The organism is Limnohabitans sp. 2KL-3, assembly GCF_001269405.1.
Classification (GTDB): domain Bacteria; phylum Pseudomonadota; class Gammaproteobacteria; order Burkholderiales; family Burkholderiaceae_C; genus Limnohabitans_A.
Genome location: NZ_CXON01000016.1, coordinates 96,236 through 110,669, shown reverse-complemented (window position 1 = coordinate 110,669; position 14,434 = coordinate 96,236). Strand labels below are relative to the sequence as shown.

The following is a 14,434-nucleotide window of genomic DNA, read 5'->3' as shown; positions in this document are numbered from 1 at the left end:
CTCAAGGGATGGTTTGGCTACTTCAAGCACGCCTATAAAAGCACATTCCCCAGCATAGACGGATTCATCCGCAGGAGGTTGAGGGCGATGCTGCGCAAGCAGCAAAAGAGCCCGGGGATGGGGAAGAGCCAAGTTGATCACAAACGCTGGCCAAACGAGTACTTCGCGCAGTTGGGGCTGTTCACCATGACGCAGGCCCGAATGCAAGCGAGCCAATCCCGATGAGGAAACCACTGACTGGAGAGCCGTGTGCGGGAAAACTGCACGCACGGTTCGGAGGGAGGGGAGGCCTTGGCCTTTCCTACCCCTATCAACATGAATGGCCAACCTCTGTGGTCTGACATTTCCCCTTGTAGGAGCGACGCCCTCGTCGCGAAAAGCCTCGCAGACCACTCAGCATCGCCCCGGGGCGGGGCTTTTACTTGAGGGTCATCAGAGGGATGTCTTTGGCCACCGCCAGCTTGTCGAGCTGGGCGCGGGTTTGGCTGGCCAAAAAGGCTTCGATGGCTTGGCGGGTGGCGGGTTTGAACAGGTCCTTGACCGGGTGGGTCAGTGAGACGCCAGCCACTTCGCACAGACTCATCGCAAAGTGCGGCTCCAAGGCTGCGACGGCCACACGGCCGTTTTTGCAGGCGTAAACGCGGTAGCCTGCGTGGGCCCCGCCCACCGCGCCGTCGGGGGTGGTCATGCGCAATTGGCGGGGCAAGGCCAACCAAGCGGCGGCGCTGGACAGGGCCACCTCGTGGCGGGAGCCTTTGCCCTTTGCACGCTGATGAAGCACCGCCTTGAGTGTGGCTTCGCTGGCCATGAGTGCACCGCCCATGTCGGCAAACAGGCTGGGCGGCAGGTCCATGCCGTTGACCAGGCCCACTTCTGCCTGGTAGGTCAAATCATGGCCGGGGATTTCGGCCAGTGGGCCAGGAGCGCCTACCACTTCGATCAAGCTCAGGGCGGGGTATTGTTTGTGCAGGCTTTTCCAGCCCAAACCCAGCTTGGTCAGGGCGGATGGGCGAAAGGACGTCAGCAGCACATCGGTCTTGCCCAACAGCTTGTGCAGGGCAGCTTGTCCGGCATCGGTTTTGAGGTCGAGGGTGTGGTGCTTCACCCCTTTGTGCATCAGCGCGTAACCGTCTGGCGTGTAGTGCTGCATCGGATCGCCCGATGGGGGATTGATTTTGGTGCAAGTTGCGCCCATTTGGGCCAGGCGCATCAGTGCCGCCGGGCCGGGCAGGTTCAGGGCAAGGCTGACAACGCGCGTGCCGCGCAGGGGTTTTGTAGATGACATGGGGTGAACTTGAATGCGTTTTTGAGGGGCTTTGCATTATCGGCAAAGTTCAAGACGCTGGCTGTCACTCAAGGCTTGCCTTGCTGCTCAAAAGCCATGATGTCTGCCGGTTGGGGGGGCTGGCAGCCCGCGCGGGTGCAGTTGATGGCCGCGGCTTTCATGGCCAAACCCAAGGTGTCCATCACACGCAGCCCCGCTTTGTGGGGTTGCAAGGCCCAGTCGGCCAAGGTGTTGCCCCAAAACGTGTCACCTGCGCCCACGGTGTCCACGACGGAGACGGGGGGGGCCGGCAAAGTGTGGCTGTGGCCTTCGATGTCCAGATGAGCCCCTTCACCACCAAAGGTCAGGGCGACACGGCTCAAAGCACCCGCTGGCCCGCTGGCCCGCAACTCGCGCACCCATCGTGGCGATTCACCCACGCCGACCGCCGCAAAACCCATGGACTCCAGATCCTCGTCGCTGGCTTTGAGCCAGTCGGTCAGGGCGATCACCTCTTTCAGGGCGGCCACGTAAGGTGCCAATTCGCCCGCCACCTGGGGGCGCAGGTTGATGTCCACGCTGATGGTCCAGCCCATGGCGCGTGCCGACTTGAGAATGGCCACCACTTTGTGGTGTTCTGGCGGAATCAGCAACAAAGACCCGGTGTGAAAGATGCCCGGGCTGGCTTGTTGGCGCAGCAGGTCCAAGACACCGTCCACGGTGTAATCGCGGTCGGCAATGCCTTCGCGGTAAAACCCATAGCTCGGCTGACCCGCATTCAATTGCACCACCGCCAGCGAGGTGGGTCGTGGGCTGGTGCCGCCAGGCAGCGCCACGCCGTCTTGATGCAGTTGCCGCGCCATGCCTTGTCCGAACAGGTCGCTGGACAAGGGGTTGATGTAAGCCACGCGGGCCCCGCGCAATGCCGCTGCACGGGCCAGATTAAATGGGCTGCCACCCATCAGGGGTCGCAATTGGCCGTCGGGCTGGGCGATGCAGTCCATCAGGGCTTCGCCCAGCACAAAAATCGGAGTGGTCATGAGAGTGGAAAAGAGAAGAATTTATTTTTTCAGCAGGTGTTTCCGGCGCACCACGTCGATCCACACGGCCACGATCACGACTGCGCCAATGGCCATCATTTGCTTGAACTGGGAGACTTCCATCAGGTTCATGCCGTTGCGGATCATGGTGATCAGCACCGCCCCCAGCAAGCTGCCCCAGATGCTGCCGCGCCCGCCAAAGAGCGAGGTGCCGCCCAGAATGACAGCGGCGATGGCGTCCAGCTCAAACATTTGTGCCATCTTGCCGCTCGACGAGTCCATGCGGGCCATGAGCACGATGGCCGCCAGGGCGCAGCACAGGCCCGAGATCACGTACACGCCCAGCTTGTACCAACGGATGTTGATGCCCACCTGGCGAGCGCCCATTTCGTTGGAGCCCATGGCGTACACATAGCGGCCGATTTTGGTGCTCGACAACACAAAGGCCATCACCACAAAAAAGACGCCGGTGATCAGGGTGGGCATGGGGATGCCGAAGACATCGCCATAGCCGATGAAAGGGAAGGGATCGGGCAAGCCCGCGTTGTCAAAACCGCCGGTCATGTCAAAAGCCAGACCGCGCCAGAGTGTCAAACCACCCAAGGTGACGATGAAAGCCGGGATGCCCACAAAGGCCACCAAGTAACCGTTGAAAATGCCCACCGCCGCGCCAATGGCCAGCGCCACGAGCATGGCCAGATAAGGATCGACGCCCATTTTGATCATCATGTGACCGGCCACGGCACCGGCCAGCGCGGTCAGCGCACCCACGGCCAGGTCCACGCCACCGGTCAGGATCACAAAGGTTTGTCCACCTGCGAGCAAGGCGATCACCGAGGCCTGCACCAGGATGTTGGACAGGTTGCCGGTGGTCAGGAAGTAGGGCGAGGCGAAGGTGAGCAAAACGCCCAGCACGATGACCGCCACAAAGGCGCCGTACCACTCTTGTCGGGTGATGGATTTCATAAATTCTCGGTATTGCAAAAAGATAAACCCGGACACGCAGGTCCGGGCGGGCCCTATCGTGGAATTGACTTATTTGGCCTTGACCTTCATGAACTGGCCCACGCCGGAGTCGGCCGCGAACTTGTCCACGTTGGCCGGCAGCACCAAGAAAGAGCCGGTGTCGATGCGGGCTTCAACCTTTTTGCCTTGAGCCGCTGCGATGGCGGTTTCCACGCCCACTTGGCCGATCTTGGCCAGCATTTGTGCGGCGTTGGCTTGTTGCCAGCCTTGCTTCATCATGTCCAGGCCGCCGGGCGAGCCGTCAAAGCCTGCAATTTTCACGTCGCCGGGCTTCTTGCCTGCGGCCATCAAGGCGGCTTTGGCACCCAGAGCGCCGCCGTCCCAGGCGCAGGCGATCACTTTGGCACCGGGGTTGGCACGCAAGGCAGCTTCCACACCGTTTTGGGCCATGGTCTGGTCCCAGGTGGTGGCCACTTCAACGATTTTGACGTTCTTGCGAACCTCGTTCAGTGCGTCCACAAAGCCTTTTTTGCGCTCTTGGCCAGTCGATTGGCCTTGGTCGCCGGTCACGTAAATCACGGTGTCGCCGTCTTTGATTTGCTCAGCGGCCCATTTGCCCTGCACGTTGGCGGCCTTGATGTTGTCGGTGGCCACATACGAGGTGATCTTGGAGCCGGTGATGCCGGTGTCCACCGCGACCACAGCAATGCCAGCGGCCAGCGCTTTGTTGATGGCAGGCGCGATGCCGGCCGAGTCCACCGGGGCGATGGCAATCGCATTGACTTTGCGGGTGATCATGTCTTCCACGATGGCCAGCTGGCGTGACAACTCGCCTTTGTCAGCGGCCAATTCGATGAATTTGACGCCTTTGGTCTGTCCGGCTTTCTTGGCCCCCCCATTGATCAGGGTCCAGCCTTCGTTGGTGTTGCCGTTGGTGATGTAGGCCACTGTGATGTCGGCTGCCATGGCCGAAGTGAACAAAGTGGCGGCAGCGGCGGCGATGGCCAGGCGGCCGAATGTGCGTTTGGTGATCATGGGTCTTTTCTCCGTTGTGGGTTCGTACCGGGCAGAAAACCTTTTCTCTGACCGCGAACGGATTGGAAACGAAAAACCCGACTAAGTAAACCTAGTAGTTTTACTAATGCGTGAAATCACGAAATCCGCGATGCTTGCGCCATTCCATGTGAAAGTTGCTGTCATGTCTTCATCCCCCCCTGTTCTCGAAATCCAACAACTGACCAAGCATTACGGCGGCGTCAAAGCCTTGACCGATGCGCATTTCCGACTTTTGCCTGGAGAGCACGCGGCCATCGTGGGCGACAACGGCGCGGGCAAAAGCACCTTTGTGCGCCTGATCACCGGGGCCGAGCAGCCCAATTCAGGCGATATCTTGCTGGACGGCGGCAAGGTGAATTTCGAGTCACCGCTCGATGCGAGAGAGCAGGGCATCGAAACCGTGTACCAGACCCTGGCACTGGCCGAAGACCTGGATGTGCCCGCCAATATTTTTCTGGGCCGCGAGATCACCCGCCTGAACTTGGGGCCGCTGTCCATCCTCAACCACAAGGCCATGCGTGAAAAATCAGCGGCCATGTTGTCCACCACGGGCGTGAAGATTCAGGACATGTCCGAAAGCCTGCGTGGCATGTCGGGCGGGCAGCGCCAGTGCGTGGCGATTGCCCGCGCCGCCGGTTTTGCCAAAAAACTCATCATCCTGGACGAGCCGACCGCCGCTTTGGGTGTGCAAGAGACAGCCCGCGTGGAAGAAATCATCAAGGGCCTCAAGCAGCGCGGCATTCCACTCATCATCATCAGCCACAACCTGCGCCAGGTGTTTGATCTGGTGGACCGCATCTGGGTGTTCCGCCAAGGCCGCATCATCTGCAGCCGCCTGACCCGCGAGACCAGCCCCGAAGAGATCGTGGGCCTGATCACCGGGGCGATTGACCCGGCCAACCTGCGCTCTGAAGAGGCCGCCACATGCTGAAAGGGATCGACCCGCTGCTCACGCCCGAGTTGCTGATGCACCTGTGCGCCATGGGGCACGGTGAATGGGTGGCGGTGGTGGATGCGAATTTCACGGCCGATTTTTTGAGCCAGGGCAAGCCGGTGGTGCGCCTGCCAGGCAACAGCCTGGAGCGGGTGAGCCGCGCCGTGCTGTCGGTGATTCCGCTGGCGGTGGATGTGGCGAAACCGGCGGCTTTCATGCGGGTGTGTCACAGCGCAGACGGTCACCGCACGCCTGCTCAGCAGGCCGTGGTGGATGTTGTGGTGGCCGAAGGCTTTCAACCCGAACAGGTCGAGGCGGTGGAGCGCTATGCGTTTTACGAGAAAATCAAAGCGGCCAGCCTGATCGTGCAAAGCGGTGAAGGCACGGCCTATGGCAACGCCTTGTTTTGCAAGGGCGTGATTCTTGTTTAATTTATTCCAGCATTTCTGACATGAACAGCGCCACCCCGAATTCAGCCATGCGTGGGTCCAACCACGTCGGGATGCGCCAATTCAACGAGCGCATCGTGCTGCAGGCCATCCGTCACCACGGGGCCATCCCCAAAGCCGATCTGGCCCGCCTGACCCAGCTGTCCACCCAGACCGTGGCCATCATCGTGGGGCGTCTGCTGGACGACGGCTTGCTGCTCAAGCAAGACCGGGTGCGCGGCAAGATCGGCCAGCCTTCGGTGCCACTGTCGCTCAACCCGCAAGGGGCGTTCAGCGTGGGCATTCAGGTGGGGCGGCGCAATCTGGAGCTGTTGGTGGCCGATTTCACGGGCCAGCCTGTCCATCGCGTGGAGGTGCTTTACGACTATCCAGACCCCGACGAGCTGTTTCAGTCCATGACGCAAGGCTTGCAGACTTTGCAAGCACGCATGGGCGATCTCTGGCCTCGCACCGTGGGGGTGGGCCTGACCGCGCCGCTGTCGCTGCACAAATGGGCCGACCTGATGGGCGGGCAAGCCGCACAGGCCTTGGCCCGCTGGGAACACATCGACCTGCTTGCACAAGTGCAGCGCCTGACCGATTTGCCGGTGGTGTTTGCCAAAGACACCACCGCCGCTTGCGTGGCCGAGTTGCTGCAAGGCCATGGGCGCAGCGAACGGAGCTTTTTGTACGTGTTTGTGGGCACCTTCATTGGTGGCGGTTTGGTGCTGTCGGGCCACATCATGAACGGCGAGCGCGGCAACGCCGGGGCGATTGGCTCACTCCCTGTGGGTTTGGCCACGTCCGAGTCCAAGGGCTCAGGCATGCCGCCGCAGCTGCTGCAAAAAGCCTCGGGCTGGCAGCTCGAACAGGCCTTGCTGGCCGCAGGCCACAACCCTTTGCTCATTCACCAAAGCGCCATCATGGATGCGGCTTATGCCGAATTCACCGGCCCGTGGATCGCCCAAGCCAGTCAAGCTTTGGCCATGACGGTGGCCAGTGCCGCCGCCTTGCTCGACCTGGACGCGGTGGTGATGGACGGCTCGCTCGGTGCACCGCTCATGACCGCCCTGATGGCTGCCACGCAAGAGGCGCTGGGCCAGTACCGGTTTGACGGCATGCACCAACCCCCCCTGTTGGCGGGGCAGGTGGGTGCGCACGCCCGTGCTTTGGGCGGGGCCTTGCTGCCGCTGCACAGCCAGTTTTTTCCGGACAAAGACATCTTCCTGAAACAGGACGCAGCATGAAGTTCTACCTCGACTCGGCCGATGCACGCCAATGGGCGCTGCCCGCAGGCTGCCCGCCCGTGCAGGGCGTGACGACCAACCCCACCTTGGTCATGCAAGCCGGTTTGCCGGTCAGCCTGAGCGGCTATTTGAAGTTGGTGTCTCAAGCCGGTGAGGCGCGTTTGCCCGAGCTGATGCTGCAACTGCCTCGTGCCGACGTGGGCGAAGCCGCCCAATGGCTGGAAGTGCTGCTGCCTGCCGCCGTGCAGGCCCGCGTGCGCCTGACCCTCAAGCTGCCGTGCCACCCCGACTGGCAGCCGGTGCTGCGCGAGGTGCAGGCCTGGGGCGTGCCCACTTTGCTGACGGGCTTGTCCAACCCGGTGCAACTGCTGTGGGCAAGGGCGCAGGGGGCGAGCTATGTGGCGCCCTATGTGGGCCGTCTGCAGGCCGGTGGCCGTGATGTGTGGGCCTTGATCGAGGCTTGTGTCGCGGTGCAGTCCGACGGCTTGCAACTGCTGGCCGCCAGCATCAAGTCGGCCGATGTGCTCTCACGCCTGATCGCTTGTGGGGCGCACGCTGTCACGGTGCGGCCGGAGTTTGCGGCAAGCCTGGCCACCGACCCCCTCACGTTGGCGGCGATGGCACAGTTTGACCGCGATGTGCAGACCAGCCAGCGGGCTGTTTTGTAGGTCGGCGGCTTCAGCCCCGACATGGATTTCCAGTACGCGTTGTCGGGGCTTAAGCCACCGACCTACAAATACCTGTGACAACAGCGCGAGGGTTCTGACCATCGACCGCCCCTCTTCAAATGCTGCGGTTGCGGGCCAGTGGCGGGTTGCGCGAAAAATACTGCAAGATGCCGCGCATCAGGGCGTCTGTGAGTTGCTTTTGGTAGGCCTCGCTGCGCAGTTTTTCTTCTTCTTCAGGGTTGCTGATGAAGGCGGTTTCGACCAGCACGCTGGGGATGTCGGGTGCTTTGAGTACGGCAAAACCAGCTTGCTCGACGCGGGGCTTGTGCAGGCGACCCACACCGCCAATCTCGCGCAGCAAGCTGCTGCCCAGCTGCAAGCTGTCTTTGATCTGCGCGGCCGTGCTCATGTCCAGCAATGCACGCTGCACTTGGGCGTCTTGTGTGCCTAGGTTGATGCCGCCAATCAAGTCGGCTTTGTTCTCTTTTTGTGCCATCCAGCGGGCGGCACTGCTCGACGCGGCCCCCTGGCTCAGGGCAAACACACTGGCCCCACTGGCCTGTGGCGTGAAAAATGCATCGGCATGGATGCTGACAAACAGGTCGGCCTGGACGCGACGTGCTTTTTGCACCCGCACTTGCAGCGGAACAAAAAAATCGGCATCGCGCGTCAGGTAGGCCCGCATGGGGTTGCCTGCAACGCTGCTGGCGTTGATGCGGTCGCGCAGCATTTTGGCAATTTTGAGCACCACGTCTTTTTCACGCGTGCCACCCGGGCCAATGGCCCCAGGGTCTTCGCCGCCATGCCCGGGATCCAGCGCCACCACGATCAATCGCTCCGTGCTGGTGGTGTTTGACTTGGGCGGGGGGTGATCCGGACGGTCCATCGATGGGGTGCCTGGCGGCAACTTGTCCACTCGCCGGGTGCTGGGCGGGGGCAAAACCATCGCCCCTGTGCCGGGCAGGCTGTGCTTGGCCATCAACTCACCCAGTGGGTCATTCACTGCGGCTGAGGGCGCTGGCAGGCCAGCCGCAGGGGCTGTTTTTTCGGCCATGCGTTCCTGAATCAGTTGTTCCAGGGGGTCAAGGGCTTGGGCAGGGTAGAGGTCCAGCACCAGTCTGTGGGCATAAGCGGCCACCGGTTGCAGCGTGAACACCTCGGGGGCAATCGGGCGCTTCAAATCGATGACCAGGCGCACCACCTGGGCGCTGAACTGGCCGATGCGAATGCCTGAAATGTTCGGGTCAGACGCTTGCACCTGCCCCACCAGGTCACGCAAGGCGGCATTGAGTTGCAGGCCTTCGATGTCCACGGCCAAGCGAGGCGGTGATGTGATGAAAGTTTGTGTGGTTTTGAGGGGCGCGTCCGATTCCAGCGTGACCCGTGTGTAGTCGGCAGCCGGCCAAATGCGCACAGCCAGCATGTTGGCCCCTCGGGCCAGCTGGGCTGAACCCAAACTCAGCACCCAGAGGCCCGCCTTGAGCCATTGGCGTCGGTCAATGGGCATGTGTGGCACCTTGGGCCCACGACTGCAGCCAACTTTGCCCTTGGGGGGTGCCTGCGCTGATGTGGACACGGCGCTGGTCTTCGTCGAGGGCTTCAAGGGCAATCACCCAGTCCGCGGCAGGCAGTTGCCCGGCCACTTTGTCTGGCCATTCCATGAGCTTGAGGCCCGGCCCTGCAAAGATGTCCCGAAAACCGGCGTCTTCCCACTCTTTGGGGTCGCTGAAACGGTAAAAATCAAAATGCCAAATCGGCCAGGCACTCTCGCCGGTGCCGACTTGGTGTGGCTCAACCACTGCATAAGTGGGGCTTTTGATGCGGCCTTGTACACCCGCCGCACGCAACAGGTGCCGCACCAGCGTGGTTTTGCCCGTGCCCAAATTGCCGCGCAGTTCGATGCGTGCATCACGCCCTTGGGGCCATGTTTGCAACGCCGCAGCCAGTGCGGTGGCAAAAGCCTGTGTGGCCGCTTCGTTGGACCACAGGCTTGTCCAGCTGGAGGCGGTGACGGGGCTTTCTACAATCGGTGGGTGACTGCTCAACGTACTCAAATCGACCTTCTTGAACTGTGGCCCCAGATCCAAGTCTGGGCGGGTGAACTGGGATTGTCCCAAATTGGCGTGACGGGGATCGATTTGTCCTCGGCAGAGCCCGGATTATCCGCTTGGCTGGAGGCGGGTTTTCAGGGCAGCATGCATTACATGGCCGCACATGGCCTCAAACGTGCCCGTCCCGCAGAGCTGGTGCCTGGCACGGTGAGCGTGATCACCGCTCGCATGGATTATTTGCCCCAGGGCACCACGTCCGACTGGGTGGCTCGGGAGACCGCCCGTAGCCTGCAGCCCGGCGAGGCGGTGGTGTCGCTGTACGCCCGGGGGCGTGATTATCACAAGGTGTTGCGCAGCCGCCTGCAAAAACTGCAAGATTGCATCGCCCAGGCGATAGGCCCCTTTGGCCACCGTGTGTTCACCGACTCGGCCCCCGTGCTCGAGGCCGAGCTGGCCAGCCGCAGCGGTTTGGGCTGGCGCGGCAAGCACACCCTGATCCTGTCACGCGAGGCGGGCTCGATGTTCTTTCTGGGTGAGTTGTTTGTGGATTTTGCGCTGCCCGAAACGCCAGCCGCGACGGCGCATTGCGGCCAATGCACCGCCTGCATGGACCTGTGCCCCACGCAGGCCATCGTCGGGCCTTACCGGCTGGATGCGCGGCGCTGCATTTCGTATCTGACGATCGAGCATGCCGGGCCCATCGACGAGGCGCTGCGTCCCTTGATGGGCAACCGCATTTATGGCTGCGACGATTGCCAACTGGCCTGCCCTTGGAACAAGTTTGCGCAAGTCAACGCCTTGCCGGATTGGCAGCCGCGCGAAGGTTTGGGAGCGTCCAGCATCGTCCAGCTGATGGCCTGGAGCGAAGCCGAGTTTTTGCGCCGCACCGAAGGCAGCGCCATCCGCCGCATCGGCCATGCCCGCTGGCTGCGCAACCTGGCCCTTGCGGCGGGCAATGCGCTGGCGTCGGGTGGCATGCAGGCAGGTGAACGACAGGCGCTGCATCAAGCGCTGTTTCAGCATGTGGCACATCCCGACCCGGTGGTGCAAGAGCAAGTGCAATGGTCGCTCAATCGGCATTGAAAATCAGCCTTTGCGAAATCGATGCCTATAGGTCCGGTCCGATGAAGTTTGCAAAAACGCTTTTTTGTGGGAGCGGCGCCCTCGCCGCGATATAGCCTCACAGACCACCACCGATCGCCCCGGGGGCGGGGCTCCCACAGAGGTTGGGGTGCTGATCGCCGAGCCTATGGGTCCGGCCCGATGAAGTTTGCAAAAACGCTTTTTTGTGGGAGCGGCGCCCTCGCCGCGATAGAGCCTCGCAGACCACCACCGATCGCCCCGGGGGCGGGGCTCCCACAGAGATTGGGGTGCTCATCGCCGAGCCTATGGGTCCGGCCCGATGAAGTTTGCAAAAACGCTTTTTTGTGGGAGCGGCGCCCTCGCCGCGATAGAGCCTCGCAGACCACCACCGATCGCCCCGGGGCGGGGCTCCCACAGAGATTGGGGTGCTGATCGCCGAGCCTATGGGTCCGGCCCGATGAAGTTTGCAAAAACGCTTTTTTGTGGGAGCGGCGCCCTCGCCGCGATAGAGCCTCGCAGACCACCACCGATCGCCCCGGGGGCGGGGCTCCCACAGAGATTGGGGTGCTCATCGCCGAGCCTATGGGTCCGGCCCGATGAAGTTTGCAAGAACGCTTTTTTGTGGGAGCGGCGCCCTCGCCGCGATAGAGCCTCGCAGACCACCACCCATCGCCCTTAGGGTGGGGCTCCTATACTGATTGCTGAGCCCAAAAAAGCCCTTCACTTTAAACTTCACAGGGCTGGATCAATCGTTGGAAAACCACTGTTTCAGTGTCATTTTTCGGTTTCGCTCACTGCCGCTCATTTGTGGGTTGGATGCCGGGGAAACCCGATGTAATTTTTCTTGGTTCTCAATCCCCGCACGAGTTGCTGTGAAGACCTCGTCCCAACTGCTTTCGGGTGAAAAATGCGGCCCCAGAAGTTGTCCAATGAACCAAGTATTTTTGTCGTGGTAATGACAACCAAAAGAATTTCGATCAGCCGCAGCCGCGGTCAAAATCATCCTGTTTTCAGCCCGTAAGGCCTCCATGAAAGAGCCCGAGTAGCACGCTGAAAGTAACAAAGTGATTTTTGTTCGGCTGTGCAGCTGGTCCAACCAGGCTTTGAGCTGCGTCGAGCGCAGCGCTGGAAAGTACTGGTTGCCAATATTGACGGACAACACATCGGGTGCACCATGCGTGGAGATGAGGACCGTCAAAGACAGCGGGTGCGACTGCGACCAGGCAGACAAATTCGCAAATACCCGGTCGAGGTTGGGGCGGGTTGCAAAAGGGAAACTCAGCTTTTGCGTTTCAAGCTGGTTGCTGAGCAAAATGGTAGAGGTGTCGGGATGGATGGTTTTGAGGCGCTCGGCCATTGACACAATGTCTCTTTGAAAGACCAGTGATTGTGAGTGTTGCGCTGAGCCCAGGAAGATGTGTTTGTAAGGGGTCGTGCCCGGACGGCTCAAGTGGGCTTTAACTTCTTGTAGTTGTATTTGCAACAAATCATCGGACTGTTTTTTGGCTTCTTCTTTTTGAGGGGTGAGTGCGCATGCGCCCAGGCTGGTGACCAGAATGGTCAACAAAGTTCCTCTGCATGCTTGGATGGCACGCACAAGCCATGGTTGGGGTGAGTTCACAAGTACCTCCGAAAAGTAAGTACTTTTATTTTACTTACAAAGTATTCAAAATACCCAAGGCAAAAGGCAAGCTCAACATGCCCGACAGGGTGGACAGCGTGACCAGTCCTGCCACATAAGGGCCGTTGTAACCCATGCGTGCGGCCAAAACATAGCATGTTGATGCTGTGGGCAAGGCCGAAAAAGTCAGCAGCACGGTGGTTTGCAAGGTTCCTAGCTGGAACCATTGGGCCAAACCCAAGGCCATCAAGGGCATCGCCAAATGCTTGATGCCCAGCACACTCAAGCCCAGCAGTTGGCCTTGGCGCAAAGAGCCCAGCTGCATCCCCGCACCTGCGGCCATCAGTCCCAAGGCCAATGAAGCGGCCCCAATGCGACCCAAGCTGGGGTCCAGCCAAACAGGGATTCGAAATCCCGCCAAATTGGCGATCAGGCCTGAGCCCGTGGCCACGATCAAGGGGTTGCGCACCAATTCCCTTAAAAACCCGGTTTTGGCGTGCCGGGCCATGGGCCAGACGGCGCCGATGTTGAACAGTGGCACACACACCCCGATCAACATGGAAATCATCAACAAACCTTCGGGTCCGCCCAGGCGTTCGGCCAGGGCCAGGGCCATGAAGGAATTGAAACGAAAACCAATTTGGGCAGCAGCAGCATGGTCACGGCGGTCGAGTTGACGGCCCAAAATCGGCCAATAAGGCAGGCTGTAGGACAAAGCGATGGCACAAAACGCCAAACTGACCCCTGCGCCAATAAAGCTCGAGGCTGCACCCAAGTCGATCGGACTTTTCACGATGGAGTGAAACAACAGCACCGGGAAAAGGAAAAAATACACCAGGTTTTCAACCGGTTGCCACACTGAGCGCCCCAATGCCGTGAAGCGGCAAAGCAAGTAGCCGCACAAAATCAGGGAAAAGTCTGGAAAGAGGAGTTGGGCAAAGTTCACTCAGCTAGGATAACTGCGCCTATAGATCTTCAGGGTACACAGCTGTCACCTTGGGGCGATGAAGACCTCCATCGGAGGGTTTTTGGCCTTTTTTGACCCAGGCAGGCCCTGGCGATTGAATATGATGTGATTATTTCAAGGAGTTTTTGAATGAAGCGACGCGATTGGATTTCCGTAGCCGTGATGGCGGCCAGCACCGCAGCCGTTGGTTCCGTCTGGGCCCAGGCTTACCCCAACAAAACCATCAAACTGCAAGTGCCTTTTGCGCCGGGCGGTACGACCGACATCGTGGCCCGAGTCATTGCAGAGCCCCTGGGCAAAGCCTTGGGTCAAAACGTGATTGTCGAAAACAAGGCCGGCGGCGGCGGCGTGGTGGGGGCTACGGAGACGGTTCGCTCAGCACCCGATGGTTACAGCTTGGGCATGGCCACCGTGTCAACCACTGCTGCCAATCCGGCCATCAACCCCAAAATTCCATACAACCCGACCACCGATTTCACCCCCATCATCAACATCGCAGCCACGCCCAACGTGATTGCCGTGCACCCCAGTTTTCCAGCCAAAGACTACAAGGGTTTCATTGAAGAGTTGAAGAAAAACCCCGGCAAATACTCCTATGCTTCTTCGGGCACAGGGGGCATTGGTCATTTGCAAACCGAGTTGTGGAAGAGTCTGGCCGGGGTGTTCATCACCCACATTCCTTACCGTGGTGCAGGTCCAGCCCTGAACGACACTGTGGCGGGCCAGGTGCCGATCATTTTTGACAACATGCCCTCGGCCTTGCCCTTCATTCAGCAAGGTCGTTTGGTGCCCATTGTTGTGGCTGCTCCCCAGCGCTTGCCGCAGTTGCCCAATGTGCCCACCTTCAAAGAAGTGGGCTTGGAGCCGGTGAACCGCATGGCTTATTACGGCATTTTGGGTCCGAAAAATCTGCCCAAAGAGGTGGTTGACAAGATCAGCGCCGGTGTGAAAAAAGCCTTGCAAGATCCAGCCGTGTCCAAGCGCATTCAAGACACGGGCTCTTTGGTGGTGGCCAACACACCCGATGAGTTTGCCGCTCAAATCAAGGCCGAATTTGAGGTCTACAAAAAAGTGGTGGAGCAGCAAAAACTCAAGCTCGACTGATGCAC

15 protein-coding genes are annotated in these 14,434 nt (G+C 60.4%); 7 read left to right on the top strand and 8 right to left on the bottom strand.

Features of this window, described 5'->3' with window-relative positions; all coding sequences use genetic code 11:
* The coding region (locus tag AMM41_RS16940) for a group II intron maturase-specific domain-containing protein (RefSeq protein WP_304438333.1) at nt 1–225 on the top strand (225 nt) is incomplete at its 5' end.
* Between the two features lie 193 nt (nt 226–418).
* On the opposite strand, the gene AMM41_RS16935 is transcribed toward AMM41_RS16940, so the two are convergent.
* The 4 genes from AMM41_RS16935 to AMM41_RS16920 all read right to left on the bottom strand — a co-directional run bounded on the left by AMM41_RS16935 (nt 419) and on the right by AMM41_RS16920 (nt 4,305).
* Nucleotides 419–1,285: a CoA transferase gene (locus AMM41_RS16935; protein ID WP_089961817.1), complete on the bottom strand. Its 867-nt coding sequence runs from the start codon at nt 1,283–1,285 to the stop codon at nt 419–421.
* A 68-nt stretch (nt 1,286–1,353) separates the two neighbouring features.
* Nucleotides 1,354–2,304, bottom strand: a complete 951-nt coding sequence (locus AMM41_RS16930) for a carbohydrate kinase family protein (RefSeq protein WP_089961814.1) — start codon at nt 2,302–2,304, stop codon at nt 1,354–1,356.
* Nucleotides 2,305–2,325: 21 nt separating this feature from the next.
* Nucleotides 2,326–3,270 (bottom strand): ABC transporter permease, encoded by a 945-nt coding sequence (locus tag AMM41_RS16925; RefSeq protein ID WP_089961810.1) that lies wholly within the window; start codon nt 3,268–3,270, stop codon nt 2,326–2,328.
* A gap of 69 nt (nt 3,271–3,339) precedes the next feature.
* The gene (locus AMM41_RS16920; RefSeq protein ID WP_089961807.1) at nt 3,340–4,305 is read right to left on the bottom strand and encodes a sugar ABC transporter substrate-binding protein; all 966 of its coding nucleotides are present in this window, start codon (nt 4,303–4,305) and stop codon (nt 3,340–3,342) included.
* 163 nt (nt 4,306–4,468) lie between these two features.
* Between AMM41_RS16920 and AMM41_RS16915 the strand changes: the two genes are divergently transcribed.
* Genes AMM41_RS16915 through AMM41_RS16900 form a run of 4 tightly spaced genes read left to right on the top strand, consistent with a single transcriptional unit; the run spans nt 4,469 to nt 7,603 of the window.
* Nucleotides 4,469–5,257, top strand: coding sequence for an ATP-binding cassette domain-containing protein (locus AMM41_RS16915; RefSeq protein ID WP_194944837.1), 789 nt, complete (start codon nt 4,469–4,471; stop codon nt 5,255–5,257).
* Nucleotides 5,251–5,691: an RbsD/FucU family protein gene (locus AMM41_RS16910; RefSeq protein WP_089961803.1), complete on the top strand. Its 441-nt coding sequence runs from the start codon at nt 5,251–5,253 to the stop codon at nt 5,689–5,691. The genes AMM41_RS16915 and AMM41_RS16910 overlap by 7 nt, the downstream gene beginning before the upstream one ends.
* 20 nt (nt 5,692–5,711) lie before the next feature.
* Entirely contained in the window at nt 5,712–6,935 is a 1,224-nt protein-coding gene (locus AMM41_RS16905; protein ID WP_089961799.1) for an ROK family protein, read from the top strand.
* Nucleotides 6,932–7,603 carry a transaldolase family protein gene (locus AMM41_RS16900; RefSeq protein WP_089961796.1) on the top strand — a complete coding sequence of 224 codons (672 nt, stop codon included), beginning with the start codon at nt 6,932–6,934 and terminating at the stop codon, nt 7,601–7,603. The genes AMM41_RS16905 and AMM41_RS16900 overlap by 4 nt, the downstream gene beginning before the upstream one ends.
* 115 nt (nt 7,604–7,718) lie before the next feature.
* Here the strand turns inward: AMM41_RS16900 and AMM41_RS16895 are convergent, their stop codons facing one another.
* Both AMM41_RS16895 and tsaE read right to left on the bottom strand, forming a co-directional pair.
* On the bottom strand, nt 7,719–9,110 hold the full coding sequence (locus AMM41_RS16895) for an N-acetylmuramoyl-L-alanine amidase (protein ID WP_089961793.1): 1,392 nt from the start codon (nt 9,108–9,110) through the stop codon (nt 7,719–7,721).
* Nucleotides 9,100–9,648 (bottom strand): tRNA (adenosine(37)-N6)-threonylcarbamoyltransferase complex ATPase subunit type 1 TsaE, encoded by a 549-nt coding sequence (tsaE, locus tag AMM41_RS16890; RefSeq protein WP_228769330.1) that lies wholly within the window; start codon nt 9,646–9,648, stop codon nt 9,100–9,102. The genes AMM41_RS16895 and tsaE overlap by 11 nt, the downstream gene beginning before the upstream one ends.
* 24 nt (nt 9,649–9,672) lie before the next feature.
* Between tsaE and queG the strand changes: the two genes are divergently transcribed.
* The gene (gene queG / locus AMM41_RS16885) at nt 9,673–10,737 is read left to right on the top strand and encodes a tRNA epoxyqueuosine(34) reductase QueG (protein ID WP_089961864.1); all 1,065 of its coding nucleotides are present in this window, start codon (nt 9,673–9,675) and stop codon (nt 10,735–10,737) included.
* A gap of 745 nt (nt 10,738–11,482) precedes the next feature.
* Here queG and AMM41_RS16880 read toward each other — a convergent pair.
* Complete coding sequence (locus tag AMM41_RS16880; protein WP_194944836.1) at nt 11,483–12,301, bottom strand: C13 family peptidase; 819 nt, start codon at nt 12,299–12,301, stop codon at nt 11,483–11,485.
* A gap of 91 nt (nt 12,302–12,392) precedes the next feature.
* Nucleotides 12,393–13,304 carry an AEC family transporter gene (locus AMM41_RS16875; protein WP_089961785.1) on the bottom strand — a complete coding sequence of 304 codons (912 nt, stop codon included), beginning with the start codon at nt 13,302–13,304 and terminating at the stop codon, nt 12,393–12,395.
* Nucleotides 13,305–13,454: 150 nt separating this feature from the next.
* Here AMM41_RS16875 and AMM41_RS16870 point away from each other — a divergent pair, with 150 nt between their 5' ends.
* Nucleotides 13,455–14,429: a tripartite tricarboxylate transporter substrate binding protein BugE gene (locus tag AMM41_RS16870; RefSeq protein WP_089961782.1), complete on the top strand. Its 975-nt coding sequence runs from the start codon at nt 13,455–13,457 to the stop codon at nt 14,427–14,429.
* Nucleotides 14,430–14,434: the final 5 nt, after the last annotated feature.